Genomic DNA, 23,049 nt, shown 5'->3' on the forward strand with positions numbered 1-23,049 from the left:
GCTCAGCCCCCTTTTTTTTGCTGTCCCTTGCAAACCAGCGTTGCCGTGTAAGCGGCGCCAAAGCCGTTGTCGATGTTCACGACCGTCGTGTTGGGCGAGCAGGAGTTCAACATGCTGAGCAGCGCGGTAATGCCGTTGAAGGAGACCCCATAGCCAACGCTGGTAGGCACAGCGATCACAGGTACCCCTACCATGCCACCTAGCACCGAAGGCAAAGCGCCCTCCATGCCGGCGCAGGCAATGACAACGTCTGCCGTGTTCAGCAACGGCCGCTGAGCCAGCAGGCGATGAATGCCGGCCACCCCGACGTCGGTAATGCGCAGCACGGTGGCTCCGAAGAGCTCGGCTGTAATGGCGGCTTCTTCCGCAATCGGCAGATCGCTGGTGCCGGCACAGACCACGGCGATGGTTCCACCATGCGGTTTCTGTTCGGTTTGCCGCAGCGTAATGCAGCGTGCGAGCGCGTGATACTCCGCCGCAGGCACAAGGGTCTGCACGGCTTCAAAGTGGGTTCCGTCGGCCTTGGTGGCCAGTACGTTTACGCCGGAGTGTGCCAGCCGCTCGAAGATGGCGCCGGTCTGCGCAGGCGTCTTGCCCTGCGCGTAGATCACCTCAGGAAGCCCGGTGCGCAGCGCTCGATGATGGTCAATCTTCGCAAAGCCCGTGTCTTCGAAGGGAAGATGCGTAAGCGAGTCCGCAGCCTGCTCAATAGAGACATCGCCGGTGCGGAGCTGTTCGAGGAGATTGAGAAGAGATTCGCGATGCATGATGTCGTTGATACTTTCTCGTCCCACCCATCCCGCTGCGCGGTATGGCAGCGTACGGGCGAAACAAACTACGATGCCGTCAGAATCGAGACCGGCAGAATCGCATTCATACTGCCACTGCGATAGCCCTGCGTGTCCAGCGTGACGTACTGGAAGCCAGCGGCACGGACGGCGGCGGTGATCTTGTCGAGGGCATCCATCGAGAGCGCGCGGTGCAACTCCTCGCGTGCAATCTCAATGCGTGCCAGTGTTCCGTGATGGCGCACGCGTACCTGCAGAAAGCCGAGCGCGTTCAGTGCGTCCTCCGCGGCTTCCACCTGGGCAAGGGCTTCCGGTGTGACCTCGCGGCCATACTCCAGGCGCGACGAGAGGCACGCCGATGCAGGCTTGTCCCAGACGGTAAGGTTTGCATTCTTCGCGAGCGTGCGAATCTCCTGCTTGCCCAGTTGCGCGGTGGCCAGCGGAGCGATGGCGTTGTGCTGCGCCGCTGCTTTTTGCCCGGGGCGGAAATCGCCGTTGTCATCCAGGTTGCGGCCGTAGGCAATGGTGCTCACGCCCAGCTCCTCGCTCAGCGTTTCCATGGCTAGGAACAACTCGTCCTTGCAGTGGAAGCAGCGCTGCGAGTCGTTGCGGGTGTAGTCCGGCTTCTCCATCTCGCGCGTGTTGATCACGCGCAGCGGAATGTGGTTCTGCTGCGCAAAGTCGATGGCGGCTGAGAGATGCTTTCGCGGCAGGCTGGGCGAATCCGCGATGACGGCCAGCATCCTGTCGCCCAGAACCTGGTAGGCCTCCCATGCAAGGTAAGCCGAGTCGACACCGCCGGAGTAAGCCACCAGCAGACGATCGCTGGTGGCCAGTTCCGCGCGGAGTGTTTCGCGTTTGGTTTCGAGAGTGCTCATTACAGGTTCTTGCCGTAGTCCAGGCGGTGCGGGTTGTCCAGCTTCTCCGCGGTGGCCCACAGGCCAGCCGAAGGCGTGCTGATGTAGAAGACTTCCTCGCCGTCAGGCATGGTGTTCCAGCCTTCCTTCATCACGGCGGGGTCGTAGCGCTTCTGCATCTCGGCGCAGTCGGCGTAGTTGTAGCCAACCTGCTCAATCTCTTCCCTGGTCAGGTGGCCCGGCGCATAGGTGATGGTGAAGCGGTCTTCGCTGGAGCCGTGGATCAGGTGAGCCACGCCATGCGGAATCTCCTGCATGTCGGCTTCGGTCTTGTAGAGAGCCAGCGTGCGCGGCGTTCCCTTGTAGCCGTACTTGCGGATCAGGGCGTCGACCTCGGGCTGTTCGCCGAAACGCTCCACGCCGGGGGCAATGATCAGCAGCTCACCGCCGTCGGCGATGGCCATGCGCGTGCGGTAGACGGCCTTGTTGGCCACCCAGGTCGCGCGGAACTCATCGGCCTGCATCACGGCAACTACCTTTTTGATGGGCTTGTCGAAGACGGTGATGTTCTGCTGGCGGCTCTTGCGGGCGGCCTGCAGATAGGTGTCCAGATCATCGCCGACGAAGATGCCGCTGGTCACCAGCTTGTTGTTAGGGTCGCGCTGCATCACGATCTGCAGGTAGACATCGGGCAGGCGCTGCAGCAGGTTCTCTTCGGCCCAGTTATAGGCGGCGCGCAGCGGGGTGATCAGGCAGCCGAGGTTGTTCTCAATGCCATACACGGCGGCGGCGATGTGCGAGGCGCAGATGGTCTCTTTACCGCCAAGGCCGATGAAGTAGTTCTTGTTGTGGTTGGCGAAGCCCAGCACTTCGTGCGGAACGACGTGGCCGATGTTGATGATCAGGTCCCACTGCTGGTCGATGAGGACGTTGTTGAGGTCGACGGGAATCTCCCAATCGGCCGCGCCCTGCGTGGTCTCCTTTACAAGCTCGGCGGGAATGGTGCCGATGTGGGTGACGCCGTTGCGCCAGTCGTGCGGAAGAATCTTTTCGTTGGGGATGTCGCCGAACATCCACTTGTTCTCGGCTTCGGTGTGCGGCACGTGCTGGCCGAGCGTGGGGATGACGAGGATTTCGGCATCGGGCAGGGCCTTGTAGAGCAGCTCAGTGATTTTGCCGGCGCCGGAGTGGGCGCGCGTGAGGTCGGGCGGCAGCAGAAGGACGCGCTTCAGGTCCTTGTTGATGCGGGTGCGGGCCTCTGTGAGCAGGCGGTCAACGGCGGACTGAATCTGCGCTTCGGAAAGGGCGTCGCCCTCAATGGAAAACCACGACATGGTTTTTTTCGTCTCCTGCGGGGCCATCAGCAGCCCCGGCTGTAAGAGGATTTCATACTTGTCTGACCAATTTCAAGAATTGGTCAGGCAGGTTTTGATCGTGCGGATTTCTTCGCCGCTTTTTTCTGTGCTGGGATGGCCTTTTCCGGTTTTCCGGCAAGAATGTCCTCCACGTGACGCAGATGGGCGCGCATGGCGGCGCGCGCGGCGTGCGGATCACGTGCCTTGATGGCGGCAAAGATCGCCTGGTGGTCCCGCAGCGTCATCTTCTGGTGGTGCTGCAGTCCGGCCAGGTGCGACAGGGAGTGGAAAATAGGGGAAAAGATGCCGCCCCACAGGCTATCCACAATATTGGCGACGACATTGTTGCCGGCGGCCTCGGCGATTGCGACATGGAAACGCCGGTCGGTGATCTGGGCGTTCTGCCCGGCAGCCAGCAGCGCCTTCATCTCGCGGATGGTGGCTTCAATCTGCTTCAGTTGCTCGGCAGAGGCGTGCAGCGCGGCATCGGCGGCGCTTTCGCCTTCAATCAGCAGGCGTGCGCGCAGCAACTCGAATGGACCGGGGCCGGCGTCCAGCAGCAGCGGAACATGGTTGGGAGCTTGGCGGATGTAGGCGCCGGAGCCAAGGCGAATCTCAAGCTGCCCGGCAATCTCCAGCGCAATCATCGCCTCGCGAATCGTTGGCCGGGAGACGTTGAGCTGCTTCGCCAGGTCTTTTTCCGACGGCAGACGCTGGCCCGGCTCAATCCGGTGCTGGCGCGCGTAGGCCGAAATCTGTTCCGCCACGCGTTGGTAAAGCCGCGGCGCTGGATGGCTGGTAGACGACATGCTCTGCTGACCATGGTACGCGACCGGAGGCTGCACACAGCGTGAATGCCGCAACAGAACTGCGGTAGAATTGCGCCACTAAATCTACATAACCTTTATCTGCCACTTGTTGAGGAGCGTTCTGTATCGAAGATTGCATTCATGCCTTCGTGCGTGTCTGTACGTGCACGCTTGGTCTGCCTTGCCTTGCTCTATCCTCTGTCTTTCGGTTCGCTGCAGGCGCAAAGCAGCCTGCCTACGCCGGTCTCTCTCAATCATGCGGAGTGCGGCGATGCGAGCCGTCCGCCGCGCGTGAGCTGCAGCACCTGAAGCGCAGCGTGCTGGTGCTGGAATCCAACGACCGCATCGGCGGTCGGCGTGCTGCTTAAGCAAAGAGCCATCGAAGAAGGAGATGGAGTGCCGTGCCCTGCCGCTCGCGGCCTCACTGGCTATGCCCAACCCATGAGCCGGCACTGAGTGCAAAATGCAGGAGCCTGATGCATCAGGCTCCTGCATTTTTTGATCGATTTTTACGGAACCAATCATCGCGAATGTACGTATTCTGCCAACGAAGGTACTTTCTGGCCGCAAGAGTGTGTCAAACGCACCGCGGCAGGGCCCCCGCCGAAAGATCTTACGTCCCCCTCTGGCTTAGTTAATTTTTTTGCAGCCTCCGGGCTACCCCCGGCGCGAACGTGCGCGTTTGCCGCGCACCCGCGGTCGTACGTCTGCGCCGCCAAATCTTTCGTTATAAGGAAATCGTTTGTCATGAAGCACATTGTTATTGCAGCCACGCCCGCTGCCGGCCACTTCAACCCGATGATGGCCATTGCTGAACACCTTGCCGCCAACGGCTACCGCATCACCGTCCTTACCGGATCCATCTATCGCGAACGTGTCCAGGCCGCCGGTTTTCACTTCGTCCTTCTGCCGGGCAAGGCCGACTTCGACCTCTGCCGGCAGGATGTCTACTTCCCGGAGCGCAGCAGCGTCGAACCGGGGCTCGCGCAGATCACCTATGACATGCAGCACGTCTTCGGTGACGCCATCGCCGACCAGTACGCTGCTCTGAAGGCTCTGCTGGCCGGCGGCGTTGACATGATCCTCGCCGACCTGCTCTTCCTCGGCACCTTCCCGCTGCTGATGGGGCTGCCGCGCGAAAGCCGTCCGCCCATCGTTTCCTGCGGCATTGTGCCCATCATGTGTCGCAACGCGGCCGTTTCGCCCTTCGCTGGGCCGTCCGCCTCGCCGGAAGGCCTGCTGCGCAACGCCGAGCACAACGCGCAGCTTGCCGGCGCCCTGCAGCCCGCCACTGACTACGTCAGCGACTGCATTGAAGCCTGCTGCGGTAAACGGCTGGATACCTTCCTCTTCGATGAACTCTACCTGCGGCCCGATCTTTTCCTGCAGTTCACCACGCAGGCTTTCGAGTACCCCATGGTCGATCTTCCGCGGAACCTCGTCTTCGTCGGTCCCATTGTGCCGAAGCACGAGGACACCGAAACGCCCGTCTGGATCGACGATCTCGATCCGGAAAAGCCGGTCGTCTTCATCACGCAGGGAACCGTGGCGAACTACGACCTGACGCAGTTGCTGCAGCCCGCGCTCGATGGCCTTGCGGACGAACCCGTGCAGGTAGTGGCTACCGCCGGCGGTGTCGATCCCGGTCGCCTGCGCGTTCCACCCAACGCCCGCGTCGAAAGCTATCTCTCCTACGCGGCCATTCTGCCGCGCACAGCGGTCTTCGTGACCAACGGTGGATACAACGGTGTACAGATGGCGCTGCGTGCGGGCATTCCCATCGTCAGCGCAGGCGCTTCGGAAGACAAGCCCTTCGTCTCCGCCCGCGTGGAGTGGAGCGGTTGCGGTCTCGACCTGAAGACCGGAACCCCCACTGCCACCCAGGTGCGGGATGCCGTACGGACCATCCTTTCCAACCCCGGCTACCGCGCAAAGGCACAAACTCTCGCCTGCGCCTTTGAAGGCTGCGACGCGCTCCGCAACTCGCTGCGTGCGGTGGAAGGTCTGCTGGTGAATTCAAACGTGGCCGAAGAACTGGCCATGATCTAAGTTCCTCCCCTGGATGCCATATTGGGCCCTGCGTCAGCACAACCGGACGCAGGGCATTTTTTACCGCCGTCTACATTCATTGCCTGCGAGACAGCGTTAATCCTGGTGCGGTATAAAGGCGCTGCCATGCGACTGCGCCCCCTGATCCCCGCTCTTGTTCTTCTCTGCTTTTCTGCTTCCATCGCGCTGTACGCGCAGAAGGCCGGGGAGATTGACCCCATGCTTGGCGCCGATAAAGGGGGCAATGTTTTCGTCGGCCCAACGTTGCCTTTTGGCATGGCGAAGCCCGGGCCAGACTATGGTGTGAGCGGCGGCAACTCCGGATGGAAGCCAACGGGGAATCTCAGCGGCTTTTCGCAACTCCATGTCTCCGGTACGGGCGGCGGCCCGAAGTACGGCAACATCCAGGTGCAGGCCATGCTGGGCAAGGCCGACCCCGCGCATAGTGCTGTACCGCGTAAGGACGAGCACGCTGAAGTCGGTTACTACTCCGTCGTTCTGGGCGATACCGGCATCCATGCGGAGATCACCACCGCGCGCCGCACTCCCGTCTATCGCTTCACCTATCCTGCGGGCAAAGACCGCACGCTGCTTGTCGATGTCGGCCACCTGCTGATGCAGTTGCACGATTCACCGCATCGTTATCACGAAGGGCAGATCGTCCACTCCACCCAGGTCGAGGTGCTCTCTCCAACCGAGATCGCGGGCATGCAGGCCTCCGTCATCGGATGGAACATCCAGACCACACCGATGAAGGTCTACTTCTACCTGAAGACGGACACGTCCGCCGTCGCCAGCGGCACATGGCAGGACGGTAAGGCTCCCGTCGCGGGCGCGAAGTCCGCCACCTACGCCATGCCCTTCACCATGAAGACGCTGCCCGATCCACCTGCGCCCATCGTCAGCACCGGCGCATACCTCACCTTCGCTCCCGGCGCAAAGCCGGTCATGGTGAAGGTGGGTGTCTCCTTCGTCTCGATCGAACAGGCAAAGCAAAACGCGATGACGGAGGTCCCAGGCTTTGACTTCGACGGTACGCGCAAAGCCGTGGTCGCTGCATGGGACAAGGCTCTTTCTACTCTCAAGGTCGAAGGCGGCACCGCCGACGAACGGCAGCAGCTCGCCACCGGGCTCTATCACTCCATGCTGATGCCGGTCGACCGCACGGGTGAGAATCCGCTGTGGCAAAGCAGCACGCCCTACTATGACGACTTCTATTGCATCTGGGATACCTTCCGCTCATCCACGCCGCTGCTTACCCTGCTTGCGCCACAGCGCGTCACCGCGATCCTGCAATCGCTGTTGGAGATCCAGGACCACGACGGCTTCTTCCTCGATGGCCGCGCCGGCAACTTCGCAGGCCGTACGCAGGGTGGATCCGACGCGGAGATGATGTTCACCGATGCCTACGTAAAACATCTATCGGGGCTCGATTGGGAGCGTGTCTACAAGGCCATGCGTCATGATGCGGATGTTGACTCGCCGGAGTACACACGCTTTGGCCGCGGCGATATGGAGGAGTGGAAGCGTCTCGGCTATCTCTCCATCGAACACTCTGACCCCACCGGTGGCCCAAACGGTGGTCCGGACCGTCCCGGCAACCGCTCCATGGAGTATGCCGCGAATGATTACGCCGTCGCGCTGATGGCCAAGGGTCTGCATCACGATGCCGATGCAACGCTCTTTCAGGAGCGCGCCGCGAACTGGAAGCGGCTCTGGTACCCGGAGGCCGTGGACCATACCGAAGGTGGCGACATAAAAGGCTTTATCTGGATGAAGCACGCCGACGGACGTTGGAAAGAGAACTTCAACCCGCGTCTGGTGGGCACCTGGTACACCGATAACTTTTACGAGGCCAGCACCTGGACCTACTCGTTCTACGTGCCGCAGGACATGCGCGAACTCATCCGCACCATGGGCGGTGACGTCGCTTTCAAAAAACGGCTTGACCTGTTCTTTGCCAACGACCTCAGCAAGCGTAGCCGCTACCGCTTTGACGTGGGCAACGAACCCGGCTTCCTCACGCCCTACCTCTATAACTGGATCGGCGAGCAGAGCAGCACGGCCAGCCTGATTCACAAGGTGCTGGACGCAAACTATCACTCCGGCACCGGCGGTCTGCCGGGCAATGATGACTCCGGCGCCATGGGCTCCTTCTATGTCTTCAATCGCATGGGCTTCTTCCCGGTGGCGGCGCAGGATGTCTACCTGATCGGATCGCCATCGTTTCCGCGTTCGACCATCACGCTCGGTAACGGCAAACAGTTTTCGGTGATCGCGGAAAATTTATCACCCGCCAATTTCTACATCCAAAGCGCGACGTGGAACGGCAAACCCTATCATCGCTCCTGGTTCACCCACGAACAGCTCGCCAGCGGAGGCGATCTGAAGCTGGTCATGACCGATAAGCCAACACACTGGGACACCGGTGACCCGCCGCCTTCCATGTCCGACAAACAGTAACTTCTTTCCTGTTTGTCATCCTGCAAAGATCAGCTTCTCAACAATCTTCGCCAGGGCACGGCTCCAGCCGTGCCGCAAAGTTTGGATTAGAAAAACCGACGCCGTCCTCGATGGCCGGCGTCCCTTTCCTGGTCATTCTGAGATCAAGACCTACGGGTGCACCACCAGGGTCACGCCCTCCGCGCTGATCGTGTTCGACCCCGTCAGCACCTTCCCTTTCGTCCAGTCCGGCGCCTTCATCGAGAGCTGGTACTTCACCGGCGTTCCGGTCAGCGTGGCCGAGGCGATCTTTGTCTTCTTTCCGATGACAATGTCCATGGTTGAGGTCTCCGTCTGTCCAAACGCAGGGGAGAACTGCAGCGTCATGCCATGGTCTTCGGCATGCACCGGCGCATAGCGAATCTTCTCAATGGCCCAGTTCGTTCCGTCGTAAGCAGCCTCAATCGTCTGCTTCACCAGCGGGTTGCTTTCCACGCCAATGGTGTAGTGCGGCGCGGCGGCTTTCTCAATCTTCAGCACCAGCGTGCGCCCGCTCTCCTGCGTCAGCTTCCAGGCTGCACCAGGCTTCAGTTCGCTCGGCGCTTCGGCCACCCTGAAGCTCTCACTGCCGGCAGCCAGCACCGCGGTCGTCGCGGCATGCGTCAGCGCGCCATGCCATGCAACAAAATACGGCGGCTTCGAAATCTCCTTCCACATCTCGGCCATCGATGTTTTATCGCCCACCACAATCGCCGATCCTTCACCGGCAACCGCCGACTCCTCACGATACGCAAAGACCGGAATCTTCAACTCGGGCATGGCGTTCAAGCCACCGCCCTGCTGCAGAATGTCCGAACCCTGGATGAACCTCCACTCCACCGGTGTTCCATCCTGCAGCCGCAGGCGAAGATCGAAGGTTGCCCCGTTAACCTCGCTGTCGGGCCGCGTGAACTCTATCTGCGCGGCATACGCTTCGCCATCCTGAGCCTTGGCAATCGCCACCAGTTGAGGCTGGTTGGCATAGTGAATGCGCTTGCCGGTCTCGCGGCTGGTGACGATGAAGTCATACAACGGCTTGCCGTTGTTCTCGTCATAATCCAGTTCCACCATCGAGTAAGGAACCTCCGGTCCGGTCCACTGTACAAACTGCTCCGGCCAGAACCGGTAGCTGACCATCAGGCCGGAGACCGGCGGTGCAATGGCCTTCTGCTGTGCGTGTGCCGCGGGAATCATGGTGGATGCGAGGAGCAACGATGCGATGCGGTTCATGAGGGGTCTCCTTGGGAAGATGGGTTAGAAGTTGAAGCGCGCGCCGAACTCGATGCGGCGGCCGGCGTCCGAGGCGTAGGGCTTGAGGAACAGCGGCGAGCCAAGCACGCTGCCCATCGCCGTTACGTTGGTGTGGTTCAGCAGATTGGCTGCGCGTGCGTTGAAGGTGATGGTGCGTGCAGTGTCCTTCTTCGAGAGTGCAAAACTGCGGCTCAGGTTGGTATCAAGCTGAACGGTCCAGGGAAGCGTCGCTGCATTGCGTGGAAAGGCTCCCGTGCCGCCGGTTGCGGTCAGCAGGCCAAAGGGTGTCTGGTACGCATTGGCCGCGGACGTTGCATACTGCGGCCGTTCGTTGAAGATGCCATCGCCGTTGGTATCAAGCCCAGTGGTCAGGTTGACCGGCGAGCCTGAGGTTGCGTTGAACACCTGGCTGAGCGTGAACTTCTGCGGAAGGCTGACCTGCCCAATGCTGATGACACGATGCGTATTCACCCACGATGGCCGCGACTCCTCACCCGCCTTCGTCAGGTTCGACTGCGGGAAGGTACCCGCGCCATCGCTGTCCGAACGCAGGTCCATGCGCACATAGCCGAGAAAGATCTGGAAGCGGCGCAGGCTGTGCTGGTCCACACCGACAAACAGGACGTTGCCGTGGATGTGCCCGGTCTGCTGGTACTGAAAAATATTGGTATTGGCCAGCGAGGGGCGTGGACCCGTGGGCTGGTTGTTCAGCGGCGCATTCACATTGCGCGAACGCATGGTGTCCCACGCACGCACGACGTAGAGATTACTTTGCACGTGCCAGTGACCGGGCATCTCATACTCCGCGCCAAGGTGCGTCTGCAGTGACGGAACCTGCATCATGTTGCCCGCATAGGTGCGCAAGGCGTGGACCGGAGTCGCACCGGCGAACGGCGACCCGTAGTTCGCGTTGTAGATCAGGTTCTGTTGCTGCGTGATGCCGTTCAGGCGCAGCGTTGCTGCTGTGTTACTGGTGTCAATCGGCGAGAAGAACAACCCCGCACGTGCGCGCAGCACCAGCCGCTGTTTCTTGTCTGGCGACCAGGAGATTCCGGCGCGTGGCCCAAAGTTGGTAAAGGTCGAAGGCGATGTCTGCAGGGCATAGCGCAGGCCCAGGGCAACCTGCACATGCGGCGTCAGCTTCCACTGGTCCTGTGCGAAGAGCACAAGGCGAAGCTGGTTGAAGTCGACGGTGGGCGAGCCCTGGTTGACGGTGTACGTCGTTGCGGTGCCGCCGGGCAGCCCAAGCAGCGCGCGGCGATACTGCTCCACGCCGCTGATGTTCAGCCCGTTGACCGTTGCTCCGCTGAAGACATAGCTGCCGTTGAAGGTGTCCGGCTGGTTCAGATGCTCCAGGTTGTTGATCATCTGCAGACCCAGCTTGATGGCGTGCTTCTTCGTGCTGAGAAGGATGTCGTCATCTACTTCAGTCACCTTCTCGTGGCTTTGAAACAACCCGCCGGTGTAGCCGCCCGCGGTAAACGCGCCTGCAACCTGCAGCGCAGCCGCCGTGGAGTGAGGAGCATCATCGCGGTTGCGCCACATAAAGCTGGTGCGTGTTTCATGCACAATGCGTGGCGAGACCGTCGTAACATTCGTCGCGCGAATGATGTGCTCGGCCTGCTGGCTGTCATAGCCGGCTTCCGGCAACGACGTGCCCCCCACGGCAAGGTTCGCCAGCGAGTTCACGTTCGCCGTATAGCTGACAGTGAAGTTGTTCTTCGGGTTGAGCATCATGCCCAGCCGCGCGTTGGCCATCCACAACCGCTGCGGAGTAGGCACATTCTGGTTGGTTACCTGCTGGTTGCCGTTGCTGTCCAGCGTCACAGCGTTCACCACGGCGAAGTCATCGATGTCGCGCTTCTCCAGCGACAGGGTAAAGTCGCGCTTCTTCGAAAAGAACGGTCCTGACAGATCAAACCCATAGCGACGCTTTCCGATCGCGGCACGGCTGGTTGCAAAGGGATCGCGCGCATTGAACAGCGTGTCGGAGTCGGTCAGGAACAGTGAGCCATGAAACTTGTCCTGCCCCGGCCGCGTGATGATCTCGATGCGTCCACCTTCATACGGAGGGCGTTCGTACTCGGCAGAGAACAGGTCGGGATTCACCCGCACAAACGCAATGGATGACTTCGGCGGCATGCGGCTGCCGTTTTGAAATCCGTCGACCGTGATAGTGGCCGCACCCGGCGCCCCTCCGGAGACCGCCGCCATGGCCTGCAACTGTCGCTGCAGATCGTCAGGATCGTCAGCCATCTGGGCCAGGTCCTGGCGATTGAGTGTGCGCGATCCCGCCGCCTCGCCCGCGCTGGTGTCGAGCCCACTACCGTCCAGCACGGCGTCGACCGCTGTGGTCACCGTCTCCGGCTTCAGCGTGATGTTGAACGTAGTGGCGCCATTCAGTGGCAGCGTCTCTGGCGCAAAACTAATGGCCTCGACCAGTAGCGTATGTCTGCCGCTAAGGCAGCCCAGCGAGAAGCGGCCCTGCTTATCGGTGACGATGGCTGGCCGGGTGTCCACCGTTACGGTGGCATCCGCGATCACCGCGCCCGTCGCATCATGCACCATGCCCGTAACGGGCGTGCACTGCTGGGCTGCGAGCGTTCCGGCGAAGAGTGTGGTGAGTACGAGTGTCTTCAGGTGCATCGCTGGTTTCTCCTTGACGAGTTCAAGACTCAGGGAAGCCGCGCCTGCAAAACAGTGTGAGATGTCAGCTTTTGGGCATGACATTTGTCAGTGTGACAAATGTCACCTGTTGAAGATGACATCCGGCACTGTTTCGCAGGCAGCCCCGGGGCGATGCTGAGGATGCAAAGGAGGTGTGGCGATGGTGGCGGTGGACGAAATGGAACCGGTAACAACACCGGCGATGGCAGAGGTGGCCCATCTGTGCGGTGTCACCCGGCGGTATGGCGCACATACGGCGGTGGACGATGTCTCGCTCACGCTGCGCGCGGGTGAGGTGGTTGCGCTGCTTGGCCCCAACGGCGCCGGGAAAACAACGGCAATCAAGCTGCTGCTCGGTTTGCTCGGTCCGGATGCCGGCGAGGTGCGCATCTTCGGCGGCAACCCGCGCGAGACCGCAACCCGCACCCGCATCGGAGCCATGCTGCAGGTGGCGCGCGTGCCGGAGACCTTGAAGGTCAAGGAGTACGTTGACCTGTTCCGCAGCTACTATCCCGCACCGCTCAGCGTGCAGCACATCGTGCGCGTCGCAGGCCTGGCAGGCATTGAGAACCGCATGTTCAGCCAGCTCAGCGGAGGCCAGAAGCAGCGTCTTCTTTTTGCCCTGGCCATCTGCGGCAACCCGGACCTGATCTTCCTGGATGAACCGACGCTGGGCATGGACATCGAAACGCGGCACGCTCTGTGGCAACAGGTACGCGACCTTGCCGCACAGGGAAAGACTGTTCTGCTGACTACGCACTACCTGGAAGAGGCCGACGGCCTGGCCAGCCGCATCGTGGTCATCAACAAGGGGAAGGTGATCGCCGAGGGTACGCCTTCGCAGATCAAGGCGAAGGTCACCGGCCGCACCATCAAGTGCGTCACCGATCTGGAGGAGAGCGTGCTGTGGACCCTGCCGGAGGTCACTTCCGTGGAAGTAAAGCTCGGTGTCACCATCGTTCGCACGGCGCAGGCTGAAGCCGTAATACGCCAGATGCTGCGGATGGATGAATCACTGCACAGCCTCGAAATCACAAGCCCCGCGCTTGAGGATGCCTTCCTTGCGCTGACCAAAGGAGAAGAGTAATGGCAACCATGACCGTAGCTCCCCGCCTCCCGCTGTTCCGCAAAGAGGCAAAGTATGAGTTTCTTCGCCTGCTGCGCGCCCGTACCTTTACCCTGGCAACCATCGGCTTTCCGCTGATGTTCTACCTGCTCTTCGGTGTGGTGAACAGCCGCGCCGGGCAGGAGAATCTTTCCGCCAGCAAGTATCTGATGGCTACCTACGCTATCTTCGGGCTGGTGGGCTCGTCGCTGTTCGGTATCAGCATTACGTTGGCCAGCGAGCGCACGCTGGGCTGGCTGGAGCTGAAGCAGGCCAGCCCGATGCCCGCCTCCGCCTACCTGGTGGCCAAGCTGCTGACCGCCTTTGCCTTCGCCATGATCATCTTTGGCCTTCTGCTGACCATCGGCCTGACAATGGGACATGTAACCATCAGCGTCCTTGAGATCCGCAACCTTGCGCTGACCATCTTCGGAGGCGTGCTGCCCTTTGCCTCCATGGGGCTGATGCTGGCCATGGTGGTGCCGCCGCAGGCTGCTCCCGGCATCATCAACCTGATCTACCTGCCCATGAGCTTCTGCTCCGGCCTGTGGATGCCCATGACTATGCTGCCCCATTGGCTGCAGACCATCGCTCCGCTGTGGCCCACGTATCACCTTGCGCAGCTTGCCATTCACGGCATCGGTTTCCCCATGCGGGGCACCGTCGCCGGACACATTCTGGCTCTGGCAGGGTTCACCGTGCTGATGCTCACGCTCGCAATCCTGCTCTTCCGCCGTAATGCGAGCCGCGCATGAATTACACTCGCGGGCAGGAGAGGTTGATGGAGACGTGTGACACGATCACGGAAGCTGCCCCGCCGCAGAAGCCGCGGCGGATGCTCCGCTACATGTCGCTGCTCTACACCGCCTTCTGCCTGATTCAGCCGATTCTCGACAACACGCGCCGCGAGTGGATCTTGCTCGCGATTGCATACAGCATCTTTCTGGCGTCGTACATCGCTGCCACGGAACTGCGTCCCGGGAAGCTCCGCGCGCTCAGCTTCGTGGTGCTCTTTGCAATCGGCTATGTGTATGTGCCATTCAATAACAGCGCCTCTGGCCTGTACGTTTATCCAACGGCGATCCTGCCGTTTACGGTCCGGTCGCCTCGGCATGTCATCTATGCGCTGTGTGCGCATTGTGCAGCCATCGTCGTTAGCATGAAGCTTCTTGGCGCGCAGCCCTGGTCGGTTGGCCTGGGACTCTTCCTCACCGTCGTCGTTTGCCTCAGCAACCTGTACTATGCGGCGCAGCAGAAGAGCGATGCCAAGCTGCGGATGGCGCATGAGGAGATTGAACACCTGGCCACGGTGGCCGAACGCGAACGCATTGCACGCGACCTGCATGACCTTCTGGGCCACACGCTCACCGTCATTGCGTTGAAAAGTGAGCTCGCGGGCAAGTTGATTGCGCAGAACCCCGACGCTGCTGCGGCGGAGATTGCGGAGATCCAGCAGACCTCGCGTCACGCGCTGGCCGAGGTGAGGGAAGCCGTGCTGGGCTACCGCTCCCAGGGGCTGAACGCCGAGGTAGATCGTGCTCGCAAGACGCTGGCGACGGCCAGCATCAAGCTGGTGTGTGACGGCCTGCCCAACGAGCTTCCTATCGCGGAGGAGACGGTTCTCTGCCTTGCCATACGCGAAAGCATGACCAACATCATGCGTCACTCCGGCGCCACCGAGGTCTGGATGCGTTTCCGCTTTCACGATGGTCGCCTGAACATGACCGTGGAAGACAATGGCAAGGGCGGCGTTAAGGAAGAGGGCTTCGGTCTGCGCGGCATGCGTGAACGCATTGAAGCGCTGGGCGGGCGGCTCTCCATCCAGTCGGAAGCAGGAACGCGGCTGACCATTGACCTGCCGAAGGGTGCCGCAACCGCATGACGAAGATTGAAGTACTCCTGGCCGAAGACCAGGGCATGGTGCTGGGCGCTCTGGCCGCACTACTGAATACAGAGCCGGACATCACCGTGGTGGGCACGGCAAGCAATGGCAGCCTCGCCCTGGAGGCAATTGCGAAGAAGCCGCCGCAGGTGCTGGTCACCGACATCGAGATGCCGCAGATGACCGGCCTGGAACTGGCCGCCGCCGTGAAGGAACGCTTCCCGAAGACACGCATCGTCATCCTGACCACCTTCGCGCGCCCCGGCTACCTGCGCCGCGCTCTCGATGCAGGGGCGCAGGGATACCTGCTGAAAGATCGTCCCGCATCGGAACTGGCCGAGGCCATTCGCCGCGTCCATCGCGGGCTGCGCGTTGTAGACCCCGATCTCGCCGCCGAAGCATGGACCGCGGACCCGGACCCGTTGACCGATCGCGAACGCCAGATCCTGCAGCGCGCCGGCGATGGCATGTCCACAGCCGAGGTTGCGCGCGAGCTTGGCCTCAGCGAAGGCACCGTGCGCAACTACCTGTCCGAATCCATCGCGAAACTCGGCGTCTCCAACCGCATCGAAGCCGCACGCCTGGCACGCTCCAAGGGCTGGCTGTAAAAGCAGTTCTTAGTTGTGAGTTGGGCTTGCGCACGCAACCGGCTTTTCTTGTCCTTTGTCATTGTCATCCTGCAAGGATCCGCTTCTCTTCCCAACCTATGATTTTCTTTCCACTTAACCGATACACTTTTCCCCATGAACCGCAGAGAGATGCTGAAGTCCGGCGGCGCGCTTTTGGTGGCCGGTGTGTCGACAAACAGTATGCAGGCGGCTGCCCCCGCTGCAAAAAACAGTGCAAAGGTTGAGCGCTGGGACGTCTTTGAGATCACGTTGAACGGCCCGAAGGAAGGCAATCCCTTCCTCGATGTCTGGGTCAGGGCCAGCTTCCGCAAGGGCGGCCGCGAGATGCTCATCGACGGCTTCTACGACGGTGACGGCGTCTACAAGGTGCGCTTCATGCCGGACTCAACCGGTGCCTGGAGCTACACCACTGACAGCAACAGCACCGCGCTCAAGGGCAGGACCGGCAGCTTCGAGGTGACGCCCGCAACGGCCGGCAACCACGGTCCGGTCGGCGTACGCGACACCTTCCACTTCGGCTACGCGGACGGCACTCCCTACTACCCCTTCGGCACCACCTGCTACGCGTGGGTGCACCAGACGGAACAGCTTGAGCAGGAGACGTTGGCCGCGCTGAAGACCGGACCCTTCAACAAGATGCGCATGTGCATCTTCCCCAAGTGGTACCAGTACAACCACGGTGTTCCTCCGCGTTTTCCGTTCCCGCGCACGGGAGAGACCAACGACTACTCCCGCTTCAATCCGGAGTTCTTCCAGCACATTGAGAAGCGCATCCTCGACCTCCGCGCCCTGAACATTGAAGCTGACCTGATCCTCTTTCACCCCTATGACCACTGGGGTTTTCAGGAGATGCCTGCCGAGGTCGACGACCGTTATCTGAAGTATGTGATCGCGCGCTTCGGAGCCTACCGCAACGTCTGGTGGTCGCTGGCCAACGAATTTGACCTGATGAAGAAGAAGAACTCCGGCGACTGGGACCGTTATGCGGAGATCGTTACAGAGAACGATCCCTATGGCCACCTGCGCTCCATTCACTACAGCAAGGCTCCGTATGACTATGCACGTGTGTGGTGCACCCACGCCTGCGTGCAGGACTACGCCTTCGACAAGGCCGCAAGCTGGCGCGCCGCCTGGCGCAAGCCCGTCATTTTTGATGAGTGCATGTACGAGGGCAACATCAACTCGCGCTGGGGCAATCTGTCCGGCGAAGAGATGACGCGCCGCTTCTGGCTCTGCGTGGTTGCGGGCGTCTACGCAGGCCATGGTGAGACCTACGTCACCGAAAACGACATCGAGAATGACAAGGCCATTCTCTGGTGGTCGCACGGTGGCTCGCTGAAGGGCACCAGCCCCGGGCGCATCGGCTTCCTGCGCAAGCTCGTTGAGGATACGGCAGCGGCAGGCGGCGGACAGATCGGCTTCACGCAGATTGAGCCGCCCTACTATCCCAGCGCGAAGCGCAGCCAGGACGAGGCCTTCCTCTTCTACCTCGACTTCCACCAGGCGCTCTACTACGACTTCCTTCTGCCGGAGAAGGGCAAATACAAGGCGGACCTGATCGATCCGTGGGCGATGACCGTGACGCCTGTCACCGGAGAGTTCAGTGGAAAGAGCCGCGTCAAGCTGACAGGCAAACCCTACATGGCCGTGCGCTTTACCCGCATCTAGAACTGCTTCCCGCAACGCGTGATCTGTCTTTGCTTTTCTTGTCTTTTGTCATTCTGCAGGGGACCTGCTTCTTAACAATCCCGTCAGGGCACGGCTTCAGCTGTACCGCAAAAAATTTCCCTGTGAAAAACCAACGCCGGCCTCGATGGCCGGCGTCCTCTCCGTACTCCGCAGTCCCACAGTCTCGTCTAATGTGTTGCCATGATCCGGAAATCTCTCGTCGCACTCGTCATTCTCGGTTCAACGTGCTTCATCCCCGCGCAGGAGACGCCAAAGCCCATCCAGGGCGTAGGCGCCAGGCTGGTGCATGTGCCCGCTGTAGTGCATGACAAGAAGGGCGCGCTCGTCCTTACGCTAAAAAAAGAAGATTTTACGCTGAAGGTCGACGGCAAGCCGCAGCAGATCCGCTACTTCACCAACGATGCCAACCTGCCCCTGACGCTGGGGTTGCTGGTCGATGTCAGCGGCAGCGTCTCCAGCCGGCTGGACGAGGAACGCAAGGCAAGTTCTGCCTTCCTGGACGACATGCTCACCTCCGACGACGACCGCGCCTTCATCATTCAGTTCGGTCGCAAGGCCGACCTTCTGGCCGACCTGACGCATGAGCGCGGCAAGCTGCAGGAAGGGTTGAAGCAGCTGGATGGCGACCGCATGGGCGGCGGTGGTGGACCGGACGACCGCAACGGACCTCCTCCCGACGATAACCGTCAGCAGAACTTCTTCCAGTGGCCCGGCGGAGGCTATCCCGGTGGTGGACGCCGCGGCGGAGGACAGGGCAACGGCGGCCAGCGTGGCGGGCGCGGAGCGGGCGGCGGCGGTGGCGGAACGGTGCTCTACGACGCCGTCTTCCTGGGCAGCGACGAGCTGATGAAGAAGCAGGCCGGTCGCAAGGCCGTCATCCTGCTGACGGACGGGGAAGATCGCGGCAGCAAGGTAACGCTGGCCCGTGCACTTGAGGCGGCACAGCGAACGGACACCATCCTTTACGCTATCTACTACAAAGGCGAAGAGCACGGCGGCCAGCGCGGCTTTGGCGGGCCCCGCGGCGCATGGCCCGGCCCTAGCGGCGGCGGTCCCAGCGGTAGCAGCAGCAACCGTGAAGACGGCAAGAAGGTGTTGGAACGCATGACGCAGGAGACCGGCGGCCAGGTCTTCGAGGTCAGCAAGAAACATCCGGTGGATGAGATTTACAAAGAGATCGCCCGCGAGCTCCGCAGCCAGTATCGCATTGAGTTCACACCGGACGAGTCAAGCGCCAGTGACGGCTACCACCAGATTGTCCTGGAGACGAAGGACAACAAGTTGTACGTGCAGACGCGCGACGGCTACTACGTAGGTGAGCCTTCGCGGTAAAGTTGCCGTATGCGCCGTTTCTTCTGGATGCTGCTCGCTTGTGCTGCCATGGCGCAGACGCCGAACCTCTCTGTGACCAGTGGCGTGGCTTCGTCCATGGGTGCGGAGTGGACCCGCATCAGCGTTCGCGGCGAACCGCAGAACGCCTGGCTCACGCTGCAGTGCCTTAAGACGGCGGAGGGCGCAAAGCAGGCCGACCTCTTCTTTGAGACCGCCGCGTCTCCTGCCTTCTGGATGCCGCATGACCGTGCGGCGACAGAGCCACCGCTCCACTCCGTCCGCTTATCGCTGACCTTTGATGCCTACAAGCCGCTGCGCCGCGAGTGGATCGAGGTGCGCGATAACCAGTTCCTGTATGCGCGTCCCGGACTACATTCCAGCAACACGGAGCCGGTGGCTTTCTACGTGAAGTTCATGGGCTCGACAACGACAGCGACCGTCTTCAAAGACCGCGACACCAGCTGGAGCTTTCCCACGCAGCCCCTGCTGAAGGCCATGGCCGCGCAGCCGCTATGCCAGCCATGAGGTCGGCTGCGGCCGCTTTCGCCAGAACAGCAGGGCAATGACGGCCAGGAAGCAAAGCCCGCCGAAGGTGTCGATACCGACGTCCACGATGGTGCCGGTGCGGTCCGGCATAAAGCTCTGGTGAAGCTCATCGCAACTGGCGACGAAGACCGTGGTGCAGATGGCCATCAGCGCGGAGCGTGCGCGCCATGCGCCGATGGGAAGAGAGCGCAGCCGGCGGGCAAAGGTCAGCATCCAGCCGCGAAGGCTGGTAATACAGAGCAGCCCGTAGCCGGTGAAGTGGCCGGTTTTGCGGATGTGATGGTGAATCTCGTCCCAGCGGGCATCGCCCTCCACGCCAAAGATGGCCTGCCAGAGCGTGCGCAGCCAGCTGGTGGTATGCGCCGCTGAAAAGGTGTGCGTGGACTCAATCGCGATGGCGACGACCATGATGAGGGCCGGAAACCATGCGTAAAAAAGCCAGCGCACACCCTTGCGGGATTCCAGATTGGTAGGCCTAGCGAGAAAGACGCCCATCTACTCGACGTGGTAGTTGGGCGCTTCGCGCGTGATGATGACGTCATGCACGTGCGATTCGCGCAGGCCCGCGCCGGAGATGCGGATGAACCGGCCATTCTGCTGAAGCTCAGGAATGGTGCCGCAGCCCAGGTAGCCCATGCCGGAGCGCAAACCGCCTACCAGCTGGTACACCATGTTCTCCAGCGGTCCACGATGCGGCACCCGGCCCTCAATGCCTTCCGGCACAAACTTGGCCAGGCGGTTGTTGTTGGAGGTTTCAGGAGCCGTGATCGACTGGCGGTCCGAACCTGGGCCGGGCAGATCGTCCTTGCCCTGGAAGTAGCGCTCGCCCGAGCCCTGTGCCATGGCGGAAAGCGATCCCATGCCGCGGTAGCTCTTGAAGCTGCGGCCCTGGTACAGAATCGTTTCGCCCGGCGACTCGTCCACACCGGCGAACAGCGATCCCATCATCACGACGGAAGCACCGGCGGCGATCGCCTTGGTAATGTCGCCCGAGTACTTGATACCGCCGTCGGCGATGACCGCAACGCCGCGCTCGTTGGCCGCGCGGTACGCCTCGGAGATCGCTGTGATCTGCGGCATACCTGCACCGGTCACCATGCGCGTGGTGCAGATCGAGCCCGGCCCAATGCCCACCTTCACGGCATCCGCACCGGCATCAATCAGTGCCATGCAGCCATCGTAGGTGGCAATGTTTCCGGCCAGCAGGGCTACATCCGGGAAGCGCTTCTTGCACTCGGCCACAGCCTCCAGCACGCGGCTGGAGTGGCCATGGGCAGAGTCAATGGCGAGGGCGTCGACGCGGGCCTTGATCAGCTCGGCCGCGCGCTCCAGAAAGTCGCCCGTCGCGCCAATGGCTCCGGCCACGCGCAAACGGCCCTGGTCATCCTTGCAGGCGTTGGGGTACTTCAGCTTCTTCTGGATGTCCTTGACCGTGATCAGGCCCTTCAGCTCGTAGGCGTCATTGACGACCAGCAGTTTTTCCACGCGGTGCTGGTGCAGGATCTCTTCGGCCTGCTCCAGCGTGGTGCCCACCGGGACGGTGATCAGGTTGTTCTTGGTCATCACCTCGTCAATGCGCAGGTCAGTGCGCGAGACAAAGCGAAGATCGCGGTTGGTCAGAATACCGACCAGCTTCTTGTTCTGCGTGACAGGAACGCCGGAGATCTTGTAGCGGCGCATCACTTCGAGCGCGGCGGCGATCGGCTGGTCGGGGCCAATAGTAACCGGGTCAACGATCATGCCGGACTCCGAACGCTTGACCTTGTCGATCTCGCCGGCCTGCTGCTCAATGGAAAGGTTGCGGTGAACCACGCCAAGTCCGCCCTGCTGCGCCATGGCAATGGCCAGGCGCGACTCGGTCACGGTGTCCATGGCCGCCGACATCAGGGGAATATTCAGCGTGATCTTCTTGGAAAGACGGGTCTGCGTGGAAACCTGCGTAGGAACGACGTCAGAGTACGCAGGAACAAGCAGGACGTCGTCGAAAGTAAGTGCCTCGGGTACGGGTGAGACGATCATAAGATTTTTGCGGTTCCTCTGGGCGCTGTTGCGGCCGGGTTGAGGGGGTACGACGAAAAGGTTCCTGATAGCTTACCGCACTTGCGTCATTTGGACATGACCCCACCCAACCCCCTGGCCGTAAGTTGCTGATGCTGCGGCCCGAACAGCCACCTTCCGTGTGTCCCCTCTCTGGCAAAGCCAGATGTGGGCTTCGAGCCAAACGCGATCCGCCTCGTCGGGACACGGCTTCAGCCGTACCGCAGAACTTCCCCAGGAAAACGACAATGCCGGCCTCTAAATCGAAGCCACCCGGTTCCGTCCCCTCTCCTTGGCGGCATACAGGTTGCGGTCGGCGCGCGCCAGCACCGCAAAGATGTCTCCGTCGCCCGGCATGGCGACCGCAACGCCGATGGAAACGGAGAAGTAGATCTGCTCCCCCGTCTCGGTGGTTACAGGCGTCTGGGCGGCGGCCGAGCGAATGGCTTCGGCGATCGAGAGGGCGGTTTCCGGAACCGTGTTGGGCAGCAGGATGGAGAACTCTTCGCCACCCAGCCGTCCCATGCGGTCATATGACCGAAGGCATCCCAGCACCGCGGCGACAAACTCCAGGATGACGCGGTCTCCCGTGGCATGGCCCCAGGTATCGTTGATGGACTTGAAATGGTCCAGGTCCAGAGCCAGCATGCACGTACTTGCGCCGCTGCGTTTGGAACGAAGGAAGAGGTTGGAGCAGTCTTCCAGGAAAGCGCGCCGGTTCAGCGAACCGGTCAGGGGATCCGTTCGGGCTGCGGTAATCAGTCCGGAATAGGAAAGCTTGAGTTTCTGGAACAGGGGACGGTAAAGGAACAGCGCCTCGGACAATAACAGCAGAAGCATCAGCAGCAGCATGACCAGCATGGTGTTGCGCAAGTGCTCAATGGCCTCTTCACTGTCTTTCTGGTACGCGGCTACGGCAGCTTCCAGCCCTGGCAGTAGTTTCTGGCGCTGCAGAACGCCGATCTCAGCGATCTCCGCATTCTGCAGGGTCACATCCTTACGCGGAGTGGCGGCAAGGTGCTTGGCATGGTTCAGGAACTGGGTCCCCATTTTCTCAAGCGATTCGGGCCCATCAAAGTAGATGGTTTTCAACCGCGGCGAAGCCGGAGCCAGGATGCGGGGAGAGACTGAACCGTGCAGCAGTTGCTCACGCTCACGCTCCATCTGCGCGGCGGCGTCAATCAACTCGATTCTTGCCTGCACAAAGTCGGCTGAGCCGTCGGCCATCTGCAGGGCAATCCGGAAGACGCGCTGCGACAGCATGCGCTGGCGTCCCGCCATATTCACCGTCCCCGCCGTGGCTGCCTGGCGCTGGATGATGGCATTGGTCAGCAGGTGCGATGCGATCGAAAGACTCGCAATCACCAGCAGGGCTGTGACGTAGATTGCCGTGGTGCGTTGAGAGATGGGCGTACTGGTCGATACGGCTGGCTGCTGGACCAATGCTGCTCCTCGGAAGGTTGGGTGCCCGGCACGAAAAGGGGGAGATGGTTTCCCCTGTAGCCTAGCGCATCCCATACGCTTCCGCCGGAGGTGTTTCATCCAGCCAAAACCAAATTGGGCCAACGTATT

Annotated in this window: 19 protein-coding genes; 10 read left to right on the top strand and 9 right to left on the bottom strand. The window is 61.4% G+C overall.

Features of this window, described 5'->3' with window-relative positions:
• Nucleotides 1–2 precede the first annotated feature (2 nt).
• The 4 genes from larB to OHL13_RS00295 form a co-directional block, all read right to left on the bottom strand.
• On the bottom strand, nucleotides 3–767 hold the full coding sequence (larB, locus tag OHL13_RS00280; RefSeq protein WP_263408109.1) for a nickel pincer cofactor biosynthesis protein LarB: 765 nt from the start codon (nucleotides 765–767) through the stop codon (nucleotides 3–5).
• Between the two features lie 68 nt (nucleotides 768–835).
• Complete coding sequence (gene larE / locus OHL13_RS00285) at nucleotides 836–1,666, bottom strand: ATP-dependent sacrificial sulfur transferase LarE (RefSeq protein WP_263408110.1); 831 nt, start codon at nucleotides 1,664–1,666, stop codon at nucleotides 836–838.
• Complete coding sequence (locus OHL13_RS00290; RefSeq protein WP_263408111.1) at nucleotides 1,666–2,979, bottom strand: lactate racemase domain-containing protein; 1,314 nt, start codon at nucleotides 2,977–2,979, stop codon at nucleotides 1,666–1,668. The genes larE and OHL13_RS00290 overlap by 1 nt, the downstream gene beginning before the upstream one ends.
• 83 nt (nucleotides 2,980–3,062) lie before the next feature.
• A complete protein-coding gene (locus OHL13_RS00295) occupies nucleotides 3,063–3,809 on the bottom strand; it encodes a FadR/GntR family transcriptional regulator (protein WP_263408112.1) in 747 nt (248 codons plus the stop codon).
• A 263-nt stretch (nucleotides 3,810–4,072) separates the two neighbouring features.
• Here OHL13_RS00295 and OHL13_RS00300 point away from each other — a divergent pair, with 263 nt between their 5' ends.
• From OHL13_RS00300 to OHL13_RS00310, 3 genes are all read left to right on the top strand, one after another.
• Nucleotides 4,073–4,177 carry an FAD-dependent oxidoreductase gene (locus OHL13_RS00300; protein WP_263408113.1) on the top strand — a complete coding sequence of 35 codons (105 nt, stop codon included), beginning with the start codon at nucleotides 4,073–4,075 and terminating at the stop codon, nucleotides 4,175–4,177.
• Nucleotides 4,178–4,556: 379 nt separating this feature from the next.
• The gene (locus OHL13_RS00305) at nucleotides 4,557–5,858 is read left to right on the top strand and encodes a glycosyltransferase (RefSeq protein ID WP_263408114.1); all 1,302 of its coding nucleotides are present in this window, start codon (nucleotides 4,557–4,559) and stop codon (nucleotides 5,856–5,858) included.
• A 126-nt stretch (nucleotides 5,859–5,984) separates the two neighbouring features.
• Complete coding sequence (locus OHL13_RS00310; RefSeq protein ID WP_263408115.1) at nucleotides 5,985–8,321, top strand: GH92 family glycosyl hydrolase; 2,337 nt, start codon at nucleotides 5,985–5,987, stop codon at nucleotides 8,319–8,321.
• Between the two features lie 150 nt (nucleotides 8,322–8,471).
• Here the strand turns inward: OHL13_RS00310 and OHL13_RS00315 are convergent, their stop codons facing one another.
• Both OHL13_RS00315 and OHL13_RS00320 read right to left on the bottom strand, forming a co-directional pair.
• The gene (locus OHL13_RS00315; protein WP_263408116.1) at nucleotides 8,472–9,569 is read right to left on the bottom strand and encodes a hypothetical protein; all 1,098 of its coding nucleotides are present in this window, start codon (nucleotides 9,567–9,569) and stop codon (nucleotides 8,472–8,474) included.
• 24 nt (nucleotides 9,570–9,593) lie between these two features.
• Entirely contained in the window at nucleotides 9,594–12,236 is a 2,643-nt protein-coding gene (locus OHL13_RS00320) for a TonB-dependent receptor (RefSeq protein WP_263408117.1), read from the bottom strand.
• A gap of 181 nt (nucleotides 12,237–12,417) precedes the next feature.
• Here OHL13_RS00320 and OHL13_RS00325 point away from each other — a divergent pair, with 181 nt between their 5' ends.
• The 7 genes from OHL13_RS00325 (at nucleotide 12,418) to OHL13_RS00355 (ending at nucleotide 19,419) form a co-directional block, all read left to right on the top strand.
• A complete protein-coding gene (locus OHL13_RS00325; protein ID WP_263409097.1) occupies nucleotides 12,418–13,344 on the top strand; it encodes an ABC transporter ATP-binding protein in 927 nt (308 codons plus the stop codon).
• Nucleotides 13,344–14,117 (top strand): ABC transporter permease, encoded by a 774-nt coding sequence (locus OHL13_RS00330; RefSeq protein WP_263408118.1) that lies wholly within the window; start codon nucleotides 13,344–13,346, stop codon nucleotides 14,115–14,117. The genes OHL13_RS00325 and OHL13_RS00330 overlap by 1 nt, the downstream gene beginning before the upstream one ends.
• 26 nt (nucleotides 14,118–14,143) lie before the next feature.
• Complete coding sequence (locus OHL13_RS00335) at nucleotides 14,144–15,244, top strand: sensor histidine kinase (RefSeq protein ID WP_263408119.1); 1,101 nt, start codon at nucleotides 14,144–14,146, stop codon at nucleotides 15,242–15,244.
• A complete protein-coding gene (locus OHL13_RS00340) occupies nucleotides 15,241–15,852 on the top strand; it encodes a response regulator transcription factor (RefSeq protein WP_263408120.1) in 612 nt (203 codons plus the stop codon). Before OHL13_RS00335 ends, OHL13_RS00340 begins: the two co-directional genes overlap by 4 nt.
• Nucleotides 15,853–15,987: 135 nt before the next feature.
• Entirely contained in the window at nucleotides 15,988–17,541 is a 1,554-nt protein-coding gene (locus OHL13_RS00345) for a DUF5060 domain-containing protein (RefSeq protein ID WP_263408121.1), read from the top strand.
• Nucleotides 17,542–17,742: 201 nt separating this feature from the next.
• Entirely contained in the window at nucleotides 17,743–18,894 is a 1,152-nt protein-coding gene (locus tag OHL13_RS00350; protein ID WP_263408122.1) for a VWA domain-containing protein, read from the top strand.
• Between the two features lie 9 nt (nucleotides 18,895–18,903).
• Entirely contained in the window at nucleotides 18,904–19,419 is a 516-nt protein-coding gene (locus tag OHL13_RS00355) for a hypothetical protein (RefSeq protein WP_263408123.1), read from the top strand.
• Here OHL13_RS00355 and OHL13_RS00360 read toward each other — a convergent pair.
• From OHL13_RS00360 to OHL13_RS00370, 3 genes are all read right to left on the bottom strand, one after another.
• The gene (locus OHL13_RS00360) at nucleotides 19,405–19,887 is read right to left on the bottom strand and encodes a VanZ family protein (RefSeq protein WP_263408124.1); all 483 of its coding nucleotides are present in this window, start codon (nucleotides 19,885–19,887) and stop codon (nucleotides 19,405–19,407) included. The two genes, OHL13_RS00355 and OHL13_RS00360, sit on opposite strands and share 15 nt — an antisense overlap.
• 48 nt (nucleotides 19,888–19,935) lie before the next feature.
• Nucleotides 19,936–21,459, bottom strand: coding sequence for an IMP dehydrogenase (gene guaB / locus OHL13_RS00365; protein WP_263408125.1), 1,524 nt, complete (start codon nucleotides 21,457–21,459; stop codon nucleotides 19,936–19,938).
• 276 nt (nucleotides 21,460–21,735) lie between these two features.
• Nucleotides 21,736–22,920, bottom strand: coding sequence for a GGDEF domain-containing protein (locus OHL13_RS00370; RefSeq protein ID WP_263408126.1), 1,185 nt, complete (start codon nucleotides 22,918–22,920; stop codon nucleotides 21,736–21,738).
• Nucleotides 22,921–23,049: the final 129 nt, after the last annotated feature.

The organism is Terriglobus tenax, assembly GCF_025685395.1.
Taxonomy (GTDB): domain Bacteria; phylum Acidobacteriota; class Terriglobia; order Terriglobales; family Acidobacteriaceae; genus Terriglobus; species Terriglobus tenax.